The sequence below is a fragment of the Streptomyces armeniacus genome, from assembly GCF_003355155.1.
GTDB lineage: Bacteria > Actinomycetota > Actinomycetes > Streptomycetales > Streptomycetaceae > Streptomyces > Streptomyces armeniacus.
This window is the reverse complement of the sequence record NZ_CP031320.1, coordinates 5397204-5417685: the sequence shown is the minus strand read 5'-3', so window position 1 is coordinate 5417685 and position 20482 is coordinate 5397204. Positions and strand designations below refer to the sequence as shown.

18 protein-coding genes are annotated in these 20482 nt (G+C 71.1%); 8 read left to right on the top strand and 10 right to left on the bottom strand.

Translation table 11 applies throughout. From position 1 onward, the window contains the following. Positions 1–346 precede the first annotated feature (346 nt). Entirely contained in the window at positions 347–1873 is a 1527-nt protein-coding gene (locus tag DVA86_RS23650) for an MFS transporter (protein ID WP_208881236.1), read from the bottom strand. A 219-nt stretch (positions 1874–2092) separates the two neighbouring features. Beyond that, positions 2093–2758, bottom strand: a complete 666-nt coding sequence (locus tag DVA86_RS23645; protein WP_208881234.1) for a TetR/AcrR family transcriptional regulator — start codon at positions 2756–2758, stop codon at positions 2093–2095. A gap of 181 nt (positions 2759–2939) precedes the next feature. On the opposite strand from DVA86_RS23645, the gene DVA86_RS23640 reads away from it, so the two are divergent. Continuing rightward, a complete protein-coding gene (locus DVA86_RS23640) occupies positions 2940–4139 on the top strand; it encodes a winged helix DNA-binding domain-containing protein (protein ID WP_208881233.1) in 1200 nt (399 codons plus the stop codon). Between the two features lie 15 nt (positions 4140–4154). Here DVA86_RS23640 and DVA86_RS23635 read toward each other — a convergent pair whose 3' ends face one another. Further along, positions 4155–4724: a GNAT family N-acetyltransferase gene (locus DVA86_RS23635; RefSeq protein ID WP_208881231.1), complete on the bottom strand. Its 570-nt coding sequence runs from the start codon at positions 4722–4724 to the stop codon at positions 4155–4157. 129 nt (positions 4725–4853) lie between these two features. On the opposite strand from DVA86_RS23635, the gene DVA86_RS23630 reads away from it, so the two are divergent. The 4 genes from DVA86_RS23630 (at position 4854) to DVA86_RS23615 (ending at position 9965) form a co-directional block, all read left to right on the top strand. After that, complete coding sequence (locus DVA86_RS23630; RefSeq protein WP_208881230.1) at positions 4854–5873, top strand: sigma-70 family RNA polymerase sigma factor; 1020 nt, start codon at positions 4854–4856, stop codon at positions 5871–5873. 230 nt (positions 5874–6103) lie between these two features. Then, positions 6104–6865, top strand: coding sequence for a DeoR/GlpR family DNA-binding transcription regulator (locus DVA86_RS23625; protein WP_208881229.1), 762 nt, complete (start codon positions 6104–6106; stop codon positions 6863–6865). Then, positions 6862–7830 (top strand): 1-phosphofructokinase, encoded by a 969-nt coding sequence (gene pfkB / locus DVA86_RS23620; protein ID WP_245997039.1) that lies wholly within the window; start codon positions 6862–6864, stop codon positions 7828–7830. Before DVA86_RS23625 ends, pfkB begins: the two co-directional genes overlap by 4 nt. Next, a complete protein-coding gene (locus DVA86_RS23615; protein WP_208881228.1) occupies positions 7827–9965 on the top strand; it encodes a fructose-specific PTS transporter subunit EIIC in 2139 nt (712 codons plus the stop codon). The genes pfkB and DVA86_RS23615 overlap by 4 nt, the downstream gene beginning before the upstream one ends. 119 nt (positions 9966–10084) lie before the next feature. On the opposite strand, the gene DVA86_RS23610 is transcribed toward DVA86_RS23615, so the two are convergent. Then, the gene (locus DVA86_RS23610; RefSeq protein WP_208881226.1) at positions 10085–11158 is read right to left on the bottom strand and encodes a P1 family peptidase; all 1074 of its coding nucleotides are present in this window, start codon (positions 11156–11158) and stop codon (positions 10085–10087) included. Between DVA86_RS23610 and DVA86_RS23605 the strand changes: the two genes are divergently transcribed. Beyond that, positions 11137–11325, top strand: a complete 189-nt coding sequence (locus DVA86_RS23605) for a hypothetical protein (RefSeq protein ID WP_208881224.1) — start codon at positions 11137–11139, stop codon at positions 11323–11325. The two genes, DVA86_RS23610 and DVA86_RS23605, sit on opposite strands and share 22 nt — an antisense overlap. A 25-nt stretch (positions 11326–11350) precedes the next feature. Here the strand turns inward: DVA86_RS23605 and DVA86_RS23600 are convergent, their stop codons facing one another. The 5 genes from DVA86_RS23600 to DVA86_RS23580 form a co-directional block, all read right to left on the bottom strand. Next, a complete protein-coding gene (locus tag DVA86_RS23600; RefSeq protein ID WP_425470997.1) occupies positions 11351–11857 on the bottom strand; it encodes an MscL family protein in 507 nt (168 codons plus the stop codon). 147 nt (positions 11858–12004) lie between these two features. Beyond that, complete coding sequence (locus tag DVA86_RS23595) at positions 12005–12646, bottom strand: hypothetical protein (protein ID WP_208881221.1); 642 nt, start codon at positions 12644–12646, stop codon at positions 12005–12007. 196 nt (positions 12647–12842) lie between these two features. Then, the gene (locus DVA86_RS23590; protein ID WP_208881219.1) at positions 12843–13673 is read right to left on the bottom strand and encodes an S-methyl-5'-thioadenosine phosphorylase; all 831 of its coding nucleotides are present in this window, start codon (positions 13671–13673) and stop codon (positions 12843–12845) included. Positions 13674–13710: 37 nt separating this feature from the next. Next, the gene (locus DVA86_RS23585) at positions 13711–14106 is read right to left on the bottom strand and encodes an FmdB family zinc ribbon protein (protein ID WP_208881217.1); all 396 of its coding nucleotides are present in this window, start codon (positions 14104–14106) and stop codon (positions 13711–13713) included. 170 nt (positions 14107–14276) lie between these two features. Next, the gene (locus DVA86_RS23580) at positions 14277–15758 is read right to left on the bottom strand and encodes a potassium/proton antiporter (RefSeq protein WP_208881215.1); all 1482 of its coding nucleotides are present in this window, start codon (positions 15756–15758) and stop codon (positions 14277–14279) included. Between the two features lie 225 nt (positions 15759–15983). On the opposite strand from DVA86_RS23580, the gene DVA86_RS23575 reads away from it, so the two are divergent. Continuing rightward, complete coding sequence (locus DVA86_RS23575; RefSeq protein WP_208881214.1) at positions 15984–18764, top strand: penicillin acylase family protein; 2781 nt, start codon at positions 15984–15986, stop codon at positions 18762–18764. Positions 18765–18910: 146 nt separating this feature from the next. Here the strand turns inward: DVA86_RS23575 and DVA86_RS23570 are convergent, their stop codons facing one another. Further along, positions 18911–19525, bottom strand: coding sequence for a 5-formyltetrahydrofolate cyclo-ligase (locus DVA86_RS23570; RefSeq protein WP_208881212.1), 615 nt, complete (start codon positions 19523–19525; stop codon positions 18911–18913). Between the two features lie 50 nt (positions 19526–19575). On the opposite strand from DVA86_RS23570, the gene galU reads away from it, so the two are divergent. After that, a complete protein-coding gene (galU, locus tag DVA86_RS23565; protein WP_208881210.1) occupies positions 19576–20478 on the top strand; it encodes a UTP--glucose-1-phosphate uridylyltransferase GalU in 903 nt (300 codons plus the stop codon). Positions 20479–20482: the final 4 nt, after the last annotated feature.

Genomic DNA, 20482 nt, shown 5'->3' with positions numbered 1-20482 from the left:
CGGTCGTACAAGCTTCAACCAGCCAACCATGAGTGAGCCGGGCGCGTACGGGCGGCCCGTAATCGCCCCCCGTACGGGTTGGCCGCGCACGGGTGGCCCCGTACGAGACAACCGCGCGCCCGCACCGTACGGGCATCCCCCTGCGGCAACTCCGTACGGAGCCACGCGCGCGCCCCTCCGTACGGCGGCATGCGAAAGGCCCGTCACTCCCCCCCGTAAGTGACGGGCCCTCCACGGAACGGGCACCCCGTACGGCGCGCGCCCTCCCCGGGACGCGCGCCGTACGGTCGTCGTGCCGGCCGGTGCACTCTCCGCCGCGCGGGTCGTGCACCGTGCGGTGCACGGTTCAGTGCATCGCGACCAGCACAGGCTCCTCGTCGGAGTCGCCGCGCCCGGCGCCGCCCGCGGCGGCCGGACCGGCGGTCTTCCCGCCCGCGTTGATGAAGGTGAACGCGATCAGCGCGGCCACCAGCAGGATGCCGACGGCCCACCAGATCGCCGTCGTGTAGCCCTCGACCATGCCCTGCAGGGTGACCAGCTGCTGCCCCTGCTTGGACGCTCCGGCCTGCGCCATGTGGTCGCTGACGTACGACGTGGTGGCGCTGGCGGCGATCGTGTTGAGCAGCGCTGTCCCGATCGCGCCGCCGACCTGCTGCGAGGTGTTGACCATCGCGGAGGCGACGCCCGCGTCCTTCGGGTTGACCCCGATGGTGGCCAGCGACATGGCAGGCATGAACGCCGTGCCCATTCCCAGGCCGAGCAGCAGCTGCGCCGGCAGGATCAGCCCCGCGTACGAGGTGTCCAGCTCCAGTTGCGTCAGCATCAGCATGCCGGTGGACGCGACCAGGAAGCCGGGGCCCATCAGCAGCCGCGCCGGGACGCGGGTCATCAGACGGGCGCCGATCTGCGTCGAGCCCACGATCATGCCGGTGATCATCGGCAGGAACGCGAGGCCGGTCTTGACCGGCGAGTACCCCTTCACGACCTGCAGGTAGTAGGTCAGGAACAGGAACAGCCCGAACATCGCGATGATGGCGAGACCCATCGACAGGTAGATCCCGCCGCGGTTCCGGTCGAGCAGCACCCGCAGCGGCAGCAGCGGGGCGCGGACCTTCGACTCGGTGAACACGAACGCGGCGAGCAGCACGGCCGAGGCCACGAACATGACGATGGTGCCGGTGTCCGACCAGCCCTCGGACTCGGCGCGGGTGAAGCCGTAGACCAGCGAGACCAGTCCGAGCGTGGACAGCACCACGCCGGGGATGTCGAGCGAGGAGCGGTTGCGCGCCTCGGCCGGCTCGTGGATCACGGCGAACGCGCCGAGCGCGGCGACGATGGCGAACGGGATGTTCACGAAGAACGTCCAGCGCCAGTCCATGTACTCGGTGAGCACGCCGCCCAGGATCAGGCCGACGGCACCGCCGCCGCCCGCGATGGCGCCGTAGATGCCGAACGCCTTGGCGCGCTCCTTGGATTCGGTGAACATCACCGCGAGGATCGACAGCGCCGCCGGAGCGAGCAGGGCGCCGAAGGCACCCTGGAGACCGCGCGCGCCGAACATCATCCACGGCTCGGTCGCCGCACCGCCCAGCGCCGACGCGCCGGCGAAGCCCAGGAGACCGGTGACGAAGGTGTTCTTGCGCCCCCACAGGTCGGCTATGCGGCCGCCGAAGAGCAGCAGACCACCGAAGGCGAGCGCGTAAGCCGTGATGACCCACTGCCGGTTGCCGTTCGAGATGTCGAGATCGGCCTGGGCGGAGGGAAGCGCGATGTTCACGATGGTGGCGTCGAGGACGACCATCAGCTGGGCTATCGCGATGAAGGTGAGCGCTTTCCAGCGCCGGGGATCGGGCTCTGTGACGGAATTTGGCATGGGAGTAACTACCTCACGGTACGAAACTGCTCAAACGGTGGAAAACGGACGGAAGTTGCGATGGCTGCCGTGACCGCGGACGGCGGTGGCTGCGGTCACGGTGCCGAAGTCGGTGACGGTGGCGATGCGGTGACGGTCTGGCGCCGGCGGCTGGCTGCTCGCCTGCTGTCGTCTCTTACTGACGGCCCCGGCCGGTGAAACTCATCGGCCGGGCGGCCCTTACGCGCGCTGCATGGGCACGGGGTTGCTCCTCAAGTCCTCGAGTGTGGCCGCGCTGCCGGTGAGCCGGGACCTCCTCGGCGTACGCAGCCCGTCGAGGAAGATCTGCAGGTGACGGTGGACAAAACGTTCGATCTCCGGGCAGCCGGTGCCCGGCAGCGGGCGCGCCAACTGGCTGAGCGCGACCATCAGATCGCCGAAGTCGACGTCGGACCGCAGCTCGCCGGAGCGGCGTCCCCAGTCCATCAGTGCCCAGGTCGCGTTTTCCAGTCGTTTTCTGGCGGCGACGATCTCCGGCGCGTCCCCGTCGATGTGGTGCGTCAGCATCGGGCAGAGCGCGCCGACCCGCTCGTCCGCGGCGTCGAAGACGAAGCGCCGCAACGCGTCGAACGCCTCCGGCACCTCTGTGAACGCCGCCTCCGCCCGCTCGGACACCCGGTCCATCACGGACAGCACGACGTGGTGGATCAGCGACTCGCGGTCCGGGAAGTGGCGGTAGAGAGTGGCGTTTCCCACACCCGCGTCCCGCGCGATCTCGTCGAGTGGCACCTCGGGCCCGTACAGGACGAACGCCTCCCGCGCGGCATCCACGATCCGCTCGCGGTTCCGCAGGGCGTCCGCGCGCAGCCGCGTCCCCGGCGTCCCGCTGACGGCCGCTGCTGTCATGACTGCCACGCTCCTCTCGCTCGTCCCGGCCGGTCCGTCACCGCGCCCCGGTCTGGATCCGGGGCCCGGTGAAATCCGGGGAAGGACTCCCCGGTTACGACGACGCCTGTGTAAACGGGGACGCCGTCCCCGGATATTTCGTTCAGTTCTGTGTGCTGCGTCACACGCCTACGCTGGGCCCATGCGCCTCACCGCCGCCGACCGCCGGGCCCGGCTCGCCCGCCGCCACCTGCTCGCGCCGGCCGCCCGCGCGCACCGTACGGAGGACGTCGCGGAAGCACTCGTCGGCCTGCACGTGACGGACGCGCCCACCGTGACGCTCTCGGCGTACGCGCGGCTCACCGAGCCGACCATGGCCGACATCGACCGTGCGCTCTACGACGACCGCACACTGCTGCGCATGCACTGCATGCGGCGCACGCTGTTCGCCGTACCGACGGAGCTCGCACCCGTCTTCCACTTCTCCACCGCGCAGGCCGTCGCCGCCCGCGAGCGCAGCTCGCTGCTGAAGCGCCTCCGGGAGGAGAACCCGGACTGGGATGCCGACTGGCTGGCCGCGGCCGAGCAGGCGGCGCTGGACGCCCTCGTACGCCTCGGGGAGTCCGCCGCGGGCGAGGTCGGCGCGGGCGAGGTCAGCGCCGAGGTGCCGGAACTGCGGGAGACGGTCACGCTGGCCCGCGGCAAACCGTACGAGGCGAAGCAGCGGGTCGGCGGCTGGGTGCTGCGGCTGCTCGCGATGGACGGACGGATACGCCGCGGGCGGCAGCAGGGCGGCTGGACCTCCGGGCAGTTTCGCTACTACGCGGCACCCGAGCTGCCGCCGCTGGATCCGCAGGAGGCCAGGGCGGAACTCGTACGGCGCTGGCTCGCCTCGTACGGGCCGGGGACGACGGACGACGTGAAGTGGTGGACCGGGTGGTCCGTCACCGACGTACGCAAGACGCTGGCCGCGGTGGGCGCGGTCCCCGTCGGGCTGGACGAGGGCGACGGCTGGGTGCTGCCCGGCGACCTCGCGGCGGGCACACCGGCGGACACGGGCGACGGTGCCGGGCCGCCCGAACCGTACGCGGCACTGCTGCCGGGCCTCGACCCGACGACCATGGGGTGGAAGCACCGCGACTGGTACCTGGACCCGGCCCACCGCCCGCTGCTCTTCGACACCAACGGGAACGGCGGGCCCACCGTGTGGTGGAACGGCGAGATCATCGGCGGCTGGGCCTGCCGCGCCGACGGCGAGATCGTCTGGCGGCAGCTCGCCGACCGCGGCGCGGAGGCCGCCGCGGCGGTCGAGGCCGAGGCCGCCCGGCTCCAGCACTGGCTGGGCGACGGATGCTTCGTGCCGGCCTTCCCCACGCCGCTCGCGAAGGAACTGACCCGCTAGCTCACGCGTTCTTCCTCACAGCTGCTTTTCAAAGCGCCGGACGTCGTAGTAGCGCCCGAACTTCCGCCCCGCCTGGGTGTACGTACCGCACGGCTCGAAGCCGAAGCGGCGGTGCAGCCGGACGGACGCCTCGTTCGGGAGGGTGATTCCGGCGTAGGCGCGGTGCACGTCCTCGCCGTCGAGGATCTCGAACAGCCGCTTGTAGAGCAGCGTGCCGATGCCCTGGCCGCCGGCGTCCGGGGCGACGTAGACGGTGCACTCGACGGAGGTGTCGTACGCCGCCTTCGGGCGGAAGCGGCTGCTGTGGGCGTAGCCGAGCAGCCGGCCCTCGCGGCTGGTTCCGGCCTCCCGGGCCTCTCGCGCAACCAAGAGGCGGTGTGGGCCGTCTTCACGGTGGGAGAGCAGCCAAGGGCGGCGCTCTTCGGGTGAGAAGGGCTCGATGTCGAACGTGACGGGCGTCTCACGGACGTAGTGGTTGTAGAGGTCCGTCAGAGCTTCGAGATCGCCCTCGTGTCCCGGCCTGACCACCGAATCCGCACTCTCTGTCACGGCCGTCCTCCCAGGTGGCGGTGCAGGGTACTGCATGATCCGAAAAAAGGATGTGCCTTCTGGGAATTCTGTCCGGATTCCCGTCGTTGTTTCCATCAGATGCGGGCACTCGAGAGGCCCCATCCAAGCCACCGACCAGTTAGTAGACCACGCAAGGGAGCACGCATGGCAACCCGTGCCGTCGCCCGTCGTCAGGCAGCCACCACCGGTGCCACCGACACGGCAAGCAGTGTTCGCGCCACCGGCGGCGGAGAAGTCGCGGACCGCGACCTGGTCGGCATGTATCTCGATGAGATCGCCCGCACACCGCTGCTGGACGCGGCGAAGGAGGTCGAGCTGTCGCTCGACATCGAGGCGGGCGTGTACGCGCGGCGGATCCTCGACGGGGCCGAGACCAGCCCTTCGGGCGACGCGCCCAGCGCGACCGCGAGCCGCGAGGAGCTGGAGGCGATAGTCGCGCAGGGTGAGCGGGCCAAGGACGTCTTCATCCGGTCCAACCTGCGGCTCGTCGTCGCCGTCGCCCGCCGGTATCCGCGCAGTGGACTGCCCTTGCTGGACCTGATCCAGGAAGGCAACGCCGGCCTGGTGCGCGCCGTCGAGAAGTTCGACTACCAGAAGGGCTTCAAGTTCTCCACGTACGCGACGTGGTGGATCAGGCAGGCCATCACCAGGTCGATCGCCGACCAGTCCCGTACGATCCGGCTTCCCGTCCACCTCGTGGAGGAGCTGGGCCGGATCCGGCGCGTGCAGCGCGAGTTCAACCGCGAGCACGGCCGTGAGCCGGAACACACCGAGATCGCCAAGGAGTTGGGCTCCACCCCGGAGCGCATCGCCGACGTGCTCGACTGGGCACGCGACCCGGTCAGCCTCAACATGTCCGTGGACGACGAGGGCGAGACGCAGTTCGGCGACCTCCTCGAGGACACCTCGGCCGCCTCGCCGGAGCAGTCCGTGCTGACGGTGCTGCGCCGCGAGGAGCTGGACGACCTCATCGGACGGCTCGACCCGCGCACGGCCTCCATCATCAAGGCGCGCTACGGCATGGTGGACGGCCGCGAGCGGACGCTCACCGAGGTGGGCAAGCAGCACGGCCTGACGCGTGAGCGGATCCGCCAGATAGAGAAGCACGCCCTGTTGGAACTGAAGAAGCTGGCCCGGGACACGGGCTTCGACGCGGCGGCCTGACCGGCCGCCGGACCAGCTGAGCCCCGATCGCCGCCCCCCGGTGATCGGGGCTCAGTGCTGCCCGGGAGCTGCCCCGGTGGGCGTCCGCTCGTTTCCGCCTGATTTCCGTCTGTGTCCGAACCCCGGGAAGAGCCCGGAAGAGAATGCCCGAGTGTGTTTACTTTGGCTTGGTGCGGCCGTACCCTTGCGCGCAGGTCACAAGAACGGGCATCGAACGGACATGAACCCACATGTATGCAGCTGAGCGACAGCAGGAGATCCTCCGCCTCGCCCACGAGAGCGGCCGGGTGGAGGTGCTGCCACTCGCTGCCGAGTTCGAGGTCACGGCCGAGACGGTGCGGCGCGACCTGAAGACCCTCGACCGCGCCGGACTGCTGCGCCGGGTCCACGGCGGGGCCATCCCCGCCGGACGGCTCGACTTCGAACCCGACCTCAGCGAACGCGAAGCCACCGCACCCGACGAGAAGGACCGCATCGCGAAGGCCGCCGTCGAGGAACTGCCGCAGGACGGCAGCGTGCTCCTCGACGCCGGCTCGACGACCGGGCGGCTCGCCGCGGCCCTCCCCGTCGGCTCCACGCTCACTGTCCTGACCCACGCCCTGTCCCTGGCCGCGCGGCTCGCCGACCACCCCGGCATCGACCTGCACATCGTCGGCGGCCGCGTCCGGCACCGCACCCGCGCCGCCGTCGACGCCTGGGCGCTCCGCACCTACGGCGAGATCAACGCCGACGTCGCCTTCATCGCCAGCAACGGCTTCTCCGCCGAGAACGGCCTCACCACCCCCGACCTCGCCGAGGCCGCCGTAAAACGCGCGGTCATGGGCGCGGCGCGCAGGGTGGTACTCCTCGCCGACTCCACCAAGTTCGGCCAGGAGCACTTCGCCCGCTTCGGCTCACTCGCCGACGTCGACGTGCTGATCACCGACACCGGACTCGACCCGGACGACGCCTCGGCGATCGAACGCCAGGGCACCCAGGTCAGGCGGGTGTGAGCGCCGTGACCATCCTCACCGTCACCCCCAACCCCAGCCTGGACCGCACGTACGAGATCCCCGAACTCCACCGGCACGCGGTGCTCCGCGCCGACGCGGACCGCGTGGACCCCGGCGGCAAAGGCGTCAACGTCTCGCGCGCCGTGGCCGCCGCCGGCCACCGCACGATCTCCGTGCTGCCGCTGGGCGGCCCGGAGGGCGCGCTGCTGGCCCGGCTGCTCGGCGAACTCGGCATCGAGGTCGCCGGCGTCCCCGTACGCGGCTCCACCCGCGTGAACGTCGCCCTCGCCGAGCCCGACGGCGCCCTCACCAAGATCAACGCGCCCGGCCCGGAAGTCACCGGGCGTGAGGCGGAGGCGCTGCTGGAGACCGCCCGCACGCAGGCCGCCGGGGCCGACGCGGCCTGGATCGCCTGCTGCGGCAGCCTCCCGCGCGGCCTCACCCCCGAGTGGTACGCGGAACTGGTGGCCCGCTCCCACCGCGCGGGAGCCCGTATCGCCCTGGACACATCAGGTCCCGCCCTGACCGCCGCACTGCGCGAGGGCCCGGACGTCGTCAAGCCGAACCGCGACGAACTGGCCGAAGCCGTCGGCCGCCCCCTCGCCACGGTCGGCGACGCGGTGAAGGCCGCCGAGGACGTACGGAGCCACGGCGCTCGCGCCGTCCTCGCCAGCCTCGGCGCGGCCGGCCAGCTCCTGGTCGACGGCGCCGGCACGTACTTCGGCAGCGCGCCGGTACGCGCCGTCCGCAGCGACGTCGGCGCCGGCGACGCCTCCCTCGCGGGCTTCCTCGCCGCGGGCGGCCGCGGCCCGGAGGCGCTCGCCGCGGCGGTCGCCCACGGCGCGGCGGCTGTCCAGCTGCCCGGCAGCGCCATGCCCACGCCCGCCGATCTGGACCGCGCAGCGGTCACCGTCACCACCGAGGTGCCCCTCGATCACCCCCTGTCCCACGGAGTCGTGCGATGAACCAGCTGATCACCGCGGACCTGGTCGTTCTCGGCCTGTCCGCCTCCACCAAGGAAGAAGCGACCCACGCGCTGGCGGAACGGCTCGCCGCGGCGGGCCGCGTCACAGACCTCGACGGGTTCCTCGCCGACGTGGCCGCGCGCGAGGAGCAGATGCCGACCGGCCTCGAGGGCGGCATCGGCATCCCGCATTGCCGCAGCGGCCATGTGACCGAGCCCACCCTCGCGTTCGGCCGCGCGGCCGAACCCGTCGACTTCGGCGCCTCGGACGGTCCCGCAGACCTGATCTTCCTCATCGCCGCACCCGACGGTGCCGACAGCGACCATCTGAGCATCCTGTCGGGCCTTGCCCGCCACCTGATGGACCCGAGCTTCACCGAAGCGCTCCGCGCCGCGGCCGAACCAGCGGCGGCGGCCGCACTGATACGCGGCGACGAGCCCGCCGCGTCGGACAGCCCCGAGAACACCCCCGAGAACACCCCCGAGGACACGCCCGCCGAGCCCCGCGAGCCCGCCCAGCCGGGCGAGCCCGGCACGGACCGGCCGCGCGCTGAGGACCCGGCACACCCAGCGGACGCACCGCGCCCCGAGGCCGGTCAGCCGCGTGAGCAGGACGGCACCGGAACCGGACCGGGGCCCGCCACGGCGGAGCCGTTCCGGATCGTCGCCGTCACCTCCTGCCCGACCGGCATCGCCCACACCTATATGGCTGCCGAGTCCCTGGAACGCGCCGCCGAGGAGGCCGGGGCCGCCATCGTCGTGGAGACGCAGGGGTCGGCCGGTTTCGAGCGGCTGAGCCCCGCCGTGATCGCCGCCGCCGACGGCGTGATCCTCGCCCACGACGTCGAGGTGCGGGAGAAGGAGCGGTTCGCGGGCAAGCCCACCGTCGACGTCGGCGTCAAGGCCGCCATCAACCGGCCCGGTGAACTCGTCGCCGAGGTCCGCGGCAAGGCGGACCGCGGCGACATCACCGGCCATGCCCCGGCCGCCCCCATGGACTCCGACGCGGCGCCCAGCGAGGGTTACGGCAGCCGGCTGCGCAAGTGGCTGATGACCGGCGTGAGTTACATGGTCCCGTTCGTCGCGGCCGGCGGCCTGCTCATCGCGCTGGCCTTCGCCATCGGCGGGTACGAGATCAACGAAGCCCCATCCGTCGCCGACCACTTCCTCTGGACCGAATCCGCCAGCTGGGCCGCCCTGCTGTACCAGATCGGCGGGCTCGCCTTCAGCTTCCTGATCCCGGTCCTGGCCGGGTACATCGCGTACGGAATGGCTGACCGGCCAGGTCTCGTGCCCGGGTTCGTCGGCGGGTCCATCGCGACCACCATCGAGGCGGGCTTCCTCGGCGGGCTCGCCGCCGGACTCCTCGCGGGCGCCGTGGTGATGGCCATCCAGCGAGTGCGCATCCCGGCACCCTTGCGCGGCGTCATGCCGGTCGTCGTCATCCCGCTGATCTCGTCCGCTGTCGTCGGCGCTCTGATGTTCGTCGTGATCGGCAAGCCGATCGCCTCCGCACAGGACGCCATGACCGACTGGCTCAGCGGCCTGTCCGGCACCAACGCCGTCCTGCTGGGCGGTCTGCTCGGCCTCATGATGTGCTTCGACCTCGGCGGCCCGGTCAACAAGGTCGCCTACGCCTTCGCCACCGGCGGCATCGCGTCCGCCGACCCCAGCCAGGGCAGCCTCAAGGTGATGGCCGCCGTCATGGCCGCCGGAATGGTGCCGCCGCTGGCCATGGCGCTGGCGACGACCGTACGCGGCAGCCTCTTCACCAGGACCGAGCAGGAGAACGGCAAGGCGGCCTGGGTGCTCGGCGCGTCCTTCATCACCGAGGGCGCCATCCCCTTCGCCGCGGCCGACCCGCTGCGGGTCATCCCCTCCGCGATGGCGGGCGGCGCCGTGACCGGCGCCCTGTCGATGGCCTTCGGCAGCACCCTCCGAGCCCCGCACGGCGGCGTCTTCGTCGTGCCCCTGATCGGGCAGCCGCTCCTCTACCTCGTGGCCGTCGCGGCCGGTACGGCGCTCAGCACCGCCCTCGTCATCGTGCTCAAGGGGTCGCGCAAGGACGGGCCACAGGGCACGGGAACACCGGCGCAGCGGACCGAGGAGGACGGAAAGGTCGCTGTCGCGGCCTGACGTACCCCCATGTCGCGGCGCACTCGTACGCGGTGACGGACCCGTACCCGACGGACCCGTGCCCGGCGAGGGGCCGCCCGCACCCCGCGGCGGGCCCGTGCTCTCTGAGGGACCGGTGCTCAGGGTCTGCCGTAGAGCTCGCGGTACGACGGGAACATCCCGCCGTCCCCGTCGACGCTCTCGGCGGCCAGCACCCCCCGTACGACGGAGCGGGTAAGCACGTCCGCACCCGCACCCAGCAGTTCGTTCAGGGCGGGGCCGTCCACGGGGTGGCGGCCCGTCGCCAGGGTGAAGACGCTGTCCCCGTCGTTGAGTAGATGCGCCGGGCGGACCGCCCGGGCCAGCCCGTCGTGTGCCGTCCCCGCGAGCTTCTGGGCCTGGGCCCTGGTCAGGTCGGCGTCGGTCGCCACGACCGCGAGCGTGGTGTTCAGCGACGGCCTGACGGTCGCCGCCAGCCGACGCGCCGACTCCTCCCGCGCCTCGCCCAGCCGGCGCTGCGCCTCGGCGTGCCGCTCCGGGGCCGGGAACTCCGGGCGGCCCGGTTCCCAGAACTCGCCGTACAGGGCGCCCGTGTCCGGGGCCAGCACCGAACCCGCGGCGTTCACCGCGGCCAGTGCCGCGACGGTCACCCCGGAGGGCAGCACCGTGCTCGCCGAGCCAACGCCGCCCTTGAGGCCGCCCGCGACCGCGCCCGTCCCCGCACCGGCATTGCCCTGGCGCACCGTCGTGGTCGCGTTCCCGGCCGCTTCGCGGCCCAGCGCCGCGTCCGGCCGGGCGTGCCAGTCGCCACCACGGCCCAGGTCGAAGAGGCAGGCCGCCGGGACCACCGGCACGACATGCGCCGGGTCCTCGTCGAGGCGGAAGCCACGGCCCTGCTCCTCCAGCCACGAGACGACCCCGGAGACCGCGTCCAGCCCGAAGGCGCTGCCACCGGTCAGCACCACCGCCTCGACCCGCTGCACCAGATTGCGCGGGTCCAGCGCGTCCGTCTCCCGGGTGCTCGGGCCGCCGCCCCGTACGTCCACCGCGGCCACCGCGCCGCCCTCGGGCGCGAGCACCACCGTGGTCCCCGTCAGCCAGCCGTCCCCGGTCCGCTGGGCGTGTCCGACCAGCAGGCCCTGTACATCCGTCAGCGAGTCCATGGGGGCAATGGTGCCCGTACCCTTGAGGCATGAGTACCCGCCCCGAGCCATCCGAGCAGTTGGTCTTCGACGACCCGTTGAGCCAGGAGTCGTCGGACACGGCGCGGCTCTGGGGGAAGGACGACGAGGACGGCTGGGGCGAGCGGCCCGCAGCCGACGGCGGTGGCGCGTCGGACCTCGCCCGGTTCCTGGACGAGAAGCCGCCGCACCACCTCTGAGCCGCCGCCGCTGCGGTCTGGGCCGCTACTTCCGGGTGGATACCCCGCCATCGGGCGCTGCGCCATCGCTGTCCGGGCCGCCGTCGACGCCCGCTCGCTGGGCGCCCAGCGTGACCGCCGCGTCGTGCGCCCCGGTCCGCTGCGTGACGAGCGCGTCGCGGATCTCCGTGAGCAGCTCGACCTCGGTGGGTCCGGTCTCCGTCTCGACGATCGGGTTCCGCGCCGCCTGCCGCTCCTTGTACTTGTTCATCGGCAGGATCATGAGGAAGTACACGACCGCCGCCGTGATCAGGAAGGTCAGCGACGCGCTCAGCACCGTGCCCCAGCTGATCGGGACACCGCTGACGATCTCCCCGGTGGCCGGGTCCACCTCGCACGGACCGCGCAGACACGAGCGGTAGTCTTCCAGGTTCTTGGTGCCGATCGCTCCGACCATGGGGTTGATGAACCCCTTCACGACGGCGTCGACGATCTTGCTGAAGGCAGTACCGACCACAACGGCAACGGCCAGCTCCACGACATTGCCCCGCATCAGGAAGTCTCTGAACCCTGACAGGAGCCCCGGCTTGTCGTCGCTCAACGGAATGCCTCTTCTCGTACCACTGCAGCCCACGGGAAACGGAACGGCGAATACCGTGCACGATCTTTGACAGGAATGTCCAATCCCGAATCCGGCGAATCAGCACAGCGTCACCGCCAGACGGGAGCTCACGGTCGCACCGGCCAGCTTGACGGCGGTTTCACGGGCGACCGCGAGCACGACGAGCGCCCCCTCACTCCCGTGCGCGCCGGCCTCGGGGACCGCTTCGACGCGGGCACCGCGCGCCACCACCCGGGCCGGGCCCGAGTCCGGCGGGCTCGCGATCACGTCCACGCGGTCGCCGGGGCGCAGCAGCCGTACGGTCGCCGCGTCCGCGATACGGACCGGCGCCGACACCCTCCCGCCGCCCGAGGGGCCGTGCCGGCCGCCCGTACGGTCCTGTCCTGCCCGGGCGCCCGCCTCGCGGGCCGGGGCTGGGCCCGGTGGCGCGTGTGCGTCCGGCCCGGCGGTCGGGCCCGTCGTCGGCTCCGTACGGGCGTCGCGGCCCTGTGTCGCGGTCGCCGCGAGCGCCGCGGCCGCCACCGCGAGTCCGGCCGCCAGGGTCCGCCGTCGTCGTCGGACGGCCCGGCGCAGCCGGTGCCGGCCGTCGCCGCGCCCGCGGCCCGCGCGGATCGGCCCGAACTCCGGCACCGCGCCGCCGGTGGGGCGTCCGCGGCCGGGCCTGGAACTCGAGGTGGGACCGGATGTGGGACCGGATGTGGAACGAGAGATTCGGGGCATGACGAACACCGCCTGCATTGAGGGGACTTGGACATCAGACCCCACCGTGCACGGTTTCGCCGGATCCCGCTCCAGCCTGTGGACTACTCAGCGGTTGTGGAAAACTCGGTCACCCACAGAGGTAACTAGCGCCCCGTCAGGCCCCTGCGCCCCTCCGGCCCCACCGCCAGGACCCCGCCCCGGGCGGAGGCCAGTGTCAGGGCAGCCGGATCCCAGGATCGAATCCGTCCAGCGAGTCGGCGCACCCGCAGCGCCGCTCGGCCGGCAGCCCCGTCACCGCGTCGAAGAGCACGTCCCGCAGCCGCCCCACGTTCTCCCCGAACACCTTCAGCACCTCTTCGTGTGAGACGCCGTCACCCGTCTCCGCGCCCGCGTCCAGGTCGGTCACCAGGGCCAACGTGGCGTAGCAGAGGCCGAGTTCACGGGCGAGGATCGCTTCCGGATGGCCTGTCATGCCGACCACCGACCAGCCCTGCGCCGCGTGCCAGCGCGATTCCGCGCGAGTGGAGAAGCGAGGGCCCTCGACGACGCACAGCGTGCCGCCGTCCACCGGTTCCCAGCCGCGGCCGCGTGCCGCCGTCAGCGCCGCGTCCCGCCCCGACTGGCAGTACGGGTCGGCGAACGACACGTGCACCACGTTGGGCTGTGAGCCATCGGGCAGCGGCTCACCGTCGAAGTACGTCTGGACGCGCGCCTTGGTGCGGTCCACCAGCTGGTCCGGAACGAGCAGGGTGCCGGGCCCGTACTCCGGCTGCAGCCCGCCGACCGCGCACGGCGCGAGCACCTGGCGTACGCCGGTCGCGCGCAGCGCCCAGAGGTTGGCGCGGTAGTTGATCCGGTGCGGCGGCAGATGGTGCTTGCGTCCGTGCCGGGGCAGGAACGCGACCTTTCTGCCGCCGAGTTCACCGAGGAAGAGCGAGTCGCTGGGCGGTCCGTACGGTGTCTCGACTGTGATCTCGGTCACGTCGTCGAGAAACGAGTAGAAGCCGGAACCGCCGATGACGCCGATCTCTGCCTGTTCACTCATGCGCTCACCCTACGGTGGCGTGTTCGAGCGTGTTCCGTCAGGCCGCGGATGTGCTGGTCGTGCTCTTGCTGCCGCTCTTGTCCGAGGACGAAGAGGACGCTCCCGAGCCCGAGTCCGAGCCCGAGCCCGATCCGGACGAGCCCGACGGCGAGGAGCCGTTCGACGACGAGTCCGAGGACGAGGGCGACGACCCGTTGGACGACGAATCCGACGACGACCCGGAGGACGAGCTCCCGGACGAGCTGCTCGACGCGGTGCTGCGGCTGTCGTTCCGGTAGAACCCGGAGCCCTTGAAGACGATGCCGACCGCAGAGAACACCTTCTTCAGACGGCCCTCGCAGTTCGGGCACTCCGTGAGCGAGTCATCGGTGAACTTCTGCACCACCTCGAGGCCATCGCCGCACTCGGTGCACTGGTACTGGTAGGTCGGCACTTCTTCCTCCTGGCACTCTTCCCTGTGGAGTGCTAACGACGCTCTATCGTGCAGTATTTCCGCTGCATAGTCCACCGGGCGTGGATCACAGTCTGGGTCATCCCGCTCCCGGAGCCGGCGGCGGACCGCTCTCCCGCCCGGCCCTCTCACCGTGGCCCTACCCGCGGCCCTCACCGCGGCGCCGCCGTGCTGCCGCCCGTGCCCAGCCAACCCGCCAGCTTCCCGCCGCGGCCTACCGCCAGCAGCCGCCGTTCGACCGCGTCCTGCACCGCGTCCGTCGCCACCACCAGCAGCTCGTCGCCGCGCTTGAGCATCGTCGTCGGCAGCGGCACGAAGCTCGTGCCGTCCCGTACGACCAGGGTGACCGCCGCGCCCGGCGGTAGCCGCAGCTCGGTGATCTCCACTCCGTGCATCCGCGACCCCTCCGGGATGGCCACCGACATCAGGTGGCCGCGCAGCCGCTCCAGTGGAGCCGATTCGATGTCCACATCCTGTGGATCGCCGGTGTCGCCCAGCCGGAGCGTACGGGCGAGCCAGGGCAGTGTCGGGCCCTGGACGAGGGTGAAGACCACGACCAGTACGAAGATGATGTTGAAGATCCGTTCGCTGCCCCGCACTCCGGTCACCATCGGGATGGTGGCCAGCACGATGGGCACCGCGCCGCGCAGTCCCGCCCAGGACAGCAGTGCCTGCTCCTGCCACGGCGGGCGGAACGGCAGAAGGCTGAGCACCACCGACAGCGGTCGCGCCACCAGTGTCAGCGCCAGCCCGATGACGAGTGCCGGGCCGATGTCGTCCGCCAGGTCGTGCGGTGTCACCAGCAGGCCGAGCAGCACGAAGAGGCCGATCTGCGCAAGCCACGCGAGTCCGTCGGCAAAGCCGCGTACGGCGGGCCTGTGCGGCAGTTTCGCGTTGCCGAGGAGCAGCGCGGCGACGTACACCGCGAGGAAGCCGCTGCCTTGCGCCGACGCGCCGCCCGCGTACGCCAGTACGCACAGGGACAGCACCGCGATCGGGTAGAGCCCGGAGGCGGGCAGCGCCACCCGCGGCAGGGCGTACGCGCCGAGTTTGCCGACGAGCAGACCGATCACCAGGCCGATCGCCAGCTGAAGCAGGATCTCGCCCACGAGCACGTACCAGACGGGAGAGCTGTGGCCGATCTCCGAGAATGCGACGACGAGAATGACCACCGGTGCGTCGTTGAATCCGGACTCCGCTTCCAGCGTGCCCGTCAGCCGCTGCGGCAGCGGGACCCTGCGCAGTACGGAGAACACCGCCGCCGCGTCCGTCGAGGAGACGACCGCGCCCATGATGAGCGCCGTCTGCCACTCCAGTCCGATCATGAAGTGGGCGGCGCACGCGACGACTGCGACGCTCACGCCGACGCCGACGGTGGCGAGCGCGGCGGCGGCCGGCACGGCCGGGCGGATGTCCCGCCACTTCGTGCCGAGTCCGCCCTCGGCGAGGATCACGACGAGCGCGGCGTAGCCGAGGACCTGGGTGAGTTCGGCGTCGTCGAAGGCGAGGCCGAAGCCGTCCTGTCCTATGGCGACGCCGATTCCGAGGTAGATGAGGAGGCTGGGGAGGCCGGTCCGTGCCGAGAGCCGGATGGCGCCCATTGCGACAAGCAGGACGACGGCACTGATCAGCATGAGCTGATTGAGGTGGTCGATACTCAGGGGCCGCTCCTCCCGCTAGTTCGTTCGCATGGCTAACAATTTACCATCGCTTGAATCTTGGACCCGCCGGGAGCCGCGGTGACGCACCCGCACCCATGCTGTGCCCAACTCCCTTGAGTCCCTGTCGGGCAGCTCACCGGTTCGGCCTATGGTTGCTCCAGCACTGCCCAGGACCACCGTGCCCCTCGAAGGACAGCGATGCCCGCCAAGAAGACCTCGCGACGCGCCCGTCTGATCGTTATCGCAGTCGTGTTGCTGCTCGTGGGGGGCCTCGCCTTCGGCACGTACTGGAGCATCGTCACCGTCCGCGAGTCCTTTCCGCAGACGACGGGTTCGCTGAAGATCAAGGACCTGACCGATCCGGTCACGGTCAAGCGCGACGGGAACGGCATCCCGCAGCTGTACGCCGACAACCCCCACGACCTGTTCCTCGCACAGGGGTTCGTGCAGGCGCAGGACCGCTTCTGGGAGATGGACGTCCGGCGCCATACGACGTCCGGGCGGCTGTCGGAGATGTTCGGCGAGAGCCAGGTGAAGACAGACGCGTTTCTGCGCACCCTGGGGTGGCGCAAGGTGGCCGAGCGGGAGTACGAGCAGCTCCCCGCGAAGACCAAGGAGTACCTGCAGGCGTACGCGGACGGCGTGAACGCCTATCTGGCCGACCACAAGGGCTCCGCCGCCTCCGTCGAGTACGCCGCGCTCGACCTCAAGCACGACTACAGCCCGGAGCGCTGGGACCCCGTCGACTCCGTCGCCTGGCTCAAGGCGATGGCCTGGGACCTGCGCGGGAACATGCAGGACGAGATCGATCGCGCGCTGATGACCAGCCGCCTCAAGAAGGACCAGATCGAGGACCTGTACCCGGAGTACCCGACGGCGCGCAACAAGCCCATCGTCGAGGGCGGTTCGGTCGACGAGACCACCGACGACTACGAGCCGCAGGGCAGCGGCCCCTCTCCCGGCACCGCGCCGGGTACGGGTACAGACACGGGCACCGGTACGGACACGGGCACCGGTACGGGTACGGGCACCGAGTCGGGTGTCGTCCCCGGCGCGCAGGACGCCGTGGAGGGCGCCCGTACGCAGCTCGGCTCGACCGCCAAGGCGCTGGACGACGTGCCGGGCATGCTCGGCCCGAACGGCAGTGGCATCGGCTCCAACTCGTGGGTCGTCTCCGGGAAGTACACGACGACCGGCAAGCCCCTCCTGGCCAACGACCCGCACCTGGCGCCCCAATTGCCCTCCGTCTGGTACCAGATGGGCCTCCACTGCACGACCGTCGACGCGAGCTGCCCGTTCGACGTGTCCGGATTCACCTTCGCCGGGATGCCCGGCGTCGTCATCGGCCACAACCAGGACATCTCCTGGGGCATGACCAATCTCGGCGCGGACGTGACCGATCTCTATCTGCAGAAGATCGAGGACGGCGAGTACCTGTACGACGGCAAGCAGGTGCCGTTCAAGACCCGCAAGGAGGTCATCAAGGTCGCCGGGGGCGAGAGCCGGGAGATCACCGTCCGCGAGACCAACAACGGGCCGATCATCTCCGACCGCGACGACGAGGCCGCCAAGGTCGGAGAGGAGGCGCCCGTCGGCCTCTCCGCGCCGGATCGCGGCGACGGCTACGCCGTGTCCCTCAGATGGACCGCGCTGACCCCCTCCAAGACCATGAACTCGGTCTTCAAGCTCAACGCCGCCACCGACTTCAAGGAGTTCCGCGCGGCCGCCCGCGACTTCGCCGTCCCCTCGCAGAACCTGATCTACGCCGACACCGAGGGCAACATCGGCTACCAGGCGCCCGGCAGCATCCCCGTACGGGGCAAGGGCGAGGGCCGCTATCCGGCGCCCGGCTGGGACCCCGACTACCGCTGGAAGGGCTACATCCCGCAGTCCGCGCTCCCCTGGGAGTACAACCCCGCGCGCGGCTACATCGTCACCGCCAACCAGGCGGTGACCGATTCGGACAAATACCCCTACCTGCTGACGCACGACTCCGGTTACGGCGCCCGCAGTCAGCGCATCAACGACCTCATCCAGAAGAAGACCGAGGACGGCGGGAAGATCTCCACGCAGGACATGCAGGACATGCAGATGGACAACAGCAGCGAGATCGCCAAGCTGCTGGTGCCGTACCTGCTGGAGATCGACATCCAGGACGGCTACGTGCGCGAGGCCCAGGAGCTGCTCCGCGGCTGGGACTTCACCCAGGACTCGGACTCGGCCGCCGCCGCGTACTTCAACGCCGTCTGGCGCAACCTCCTGCAGCTCGCGTTCGGCAACAAGCTCCCCAAGGAGCTGCGCGTCGAAGGGGAGTGCCTGCGGGTGCCTCCCGCCGACGAGTCGGCGCCGCTGGAGGACCTGGACGGCGACTCGGAGCTCGTGCGCGAATGCGGCAAGCGTCACGCGGACGCGGCGCAGCCGGACGGCGGCGACCGCTGGTTCGAGGTCGTACGCAAGCTGCTGAAGGAGCCGGAAAGCCACTGGTGGAAGACCACCGGGAACAGGCTCGACCGGGGCGACAGGAACCGCGACGAGCTGCTCGCGCACGCGATGAAGGACGCCCGCTGGGAGCTGACGTCCAAGCTCGGCAAGGACATCGACACCTGGACCTGGGGACGGCTGCACCGTCTGATGCTCAAGAACCAGACCCTCGGCACCGACGGGCCCGGCTTCGTGCAGTGGCTCCTCAACCGCGGCCCCTGGGACCTGGGCGGCGGAGAGGCCGCCGTGAACGCCACCGGATGGAACGCTGCCGGCGGCTACGACGTCATCTGGGTGCCGTCGATGCGGATGGTGGTCAACCTCGCCGACTTCGACGAGTCCCGCTGGATCAACCTCACAGGCGCCTCAGGGCACGCGTACCACCCCAACTACGTGGACCAGACGGACAAGTGGGCGAACGGCGAGCAGCTGCCGTGGGCGTTCACCGAAGGGGCCGTGGAGAAGGAGACGGACGACAAGATGGCGCTGACGCCGTAGGGGTGGCTCCCTCGGGTGGACAGCTCCGGGGTGAGGCGTCCGCGGTCCGCGGACGGGTGTCACGTAGGGCGCCTCCCTACGGCTGCGCCACGCGGCAGCCCTACGGATGCTCCGCGCGCATCCCTACGGCTTCTGCGTCCGCCTCCCTACGGACGCTCCGCCCGCCGCCCGAAGCGGTGCACGCCCGACGGCGTGACCGCCGCCGTCACCGGCCGGTCGTGCGGCTCCGCGGGCACCCGCGGCAGCACCTCTCCGTCGTACAGCAGCACCACCAGCGGCGGCGCCGCCCCCGCCGCGGCCAGCCGGGCCAGCACCCGGTCGTACGAGCCCCCGCCGCGCCCCAGCCTCATCCCGGAGGCGTCCACCGCGAGCCCCGGCAGCAGCACCGCGTCCGCTTCCGTCACCGCGGACGGCGTCAGGTGCGGCTCCGCGGGCTCGAGCAGCCCCCGCCCGCGCGCGGCGGGCATGAGCGCGTCCGCGCCGCCGTACACGCCCCAGGCGAGGTCGTCGTCCGGGAGCAGTACGGGCAGCAGCACCCGTACGCCCGCTTCGCGCAGCGCGTCGAGCAGCGGGCGGGTGCCGGGTTCGCGTCCGACGGAGACGTACGCGGCGACTGTGCGTGCCCGTGCGAGTTCCGGCAGTTCCCGTGCGCGTTCGGAGAGAACCAACGGTGCTTTTTCCGCGTCCTCCTGGGACAGCCGTGCTCGCGCCGCCAGGATCTGCCGGCGCAACTCGCGCTTACCAGGCTCAACATCACTCATGCCGCAGGACCCTCATCTTCCCCACATACGCACACGTTATGGTGCTCAACATGACTAGTTCACGTAACAGGATCAGCAAGGCTGTCATCCCGGCAGCGGGTCTCGGCACCCGCTTTCTGCCCGCCACCAAGGCGACGCCGAAGGAGATGCTCCCGGTCGTCGACAAGCCCGCGATCCAGTACGTGGTCGAGGAGGCCGTGACCGCCGGCCTCTCCGACGTCCTCATGATCACAGGCCGCAACAAGCGCCCCCTGGAAGACCACTTCGACCGCAACTACGAGCTCGAAGAGGTCCTGCGCACCAAGGGCGACGCCGCCAAGCTGACCCGCGTCCAGGAGTCCAGCGACCTGGCCACGATGCACTACGTGCGCCAGGGCGACCCGCGCGGCCTCGGCCACGCCGTGCTGTGCGCGGAGCCGCACGTGGGCGACCAGCCGTTCGCCGTGCTCCTCGGCGACGACCTGATCGACCCGCGCGACCCGCTGCTGGCCCGGATGACTGCCGTGCAGGAGGAGTACGGCGGCAGCGTCATCGCGCTGATGGAGGTCGATCCGGAGACCATCCACCTGTACGGCTGCGCCGCCGCGTCGCCCACCGGGGACGACGACGTCGTGAACGTCGCCGACCTGGTCGAGAAGCCCACCGCGGCGGAGGCGCCCAGCAACCTCGCGATCATCGGCCGCTACGTCCTCGACCCCGCCGTCTTCGAGGTGCTGCGCAAGACCACACCGGGCCGCGGCGGCGAGATCCAGCTCACGGACGCCCTCCAGGCACTCGCCTCCGACCCCTCCCTCGGCGGCCCTGTGCACGGTGTCGTTTTCCGCGGACGGCGCTACGACACCGGGGACCGGGGCGACTATCTGCGCGCCATTGTCCGGCTGGCATGCGAACGTGAGGACCTGGGCCCGGACTTCCGGGAGTGGCTGCGTGAGTATGTGAGCAAGGAGATGTAGGGAA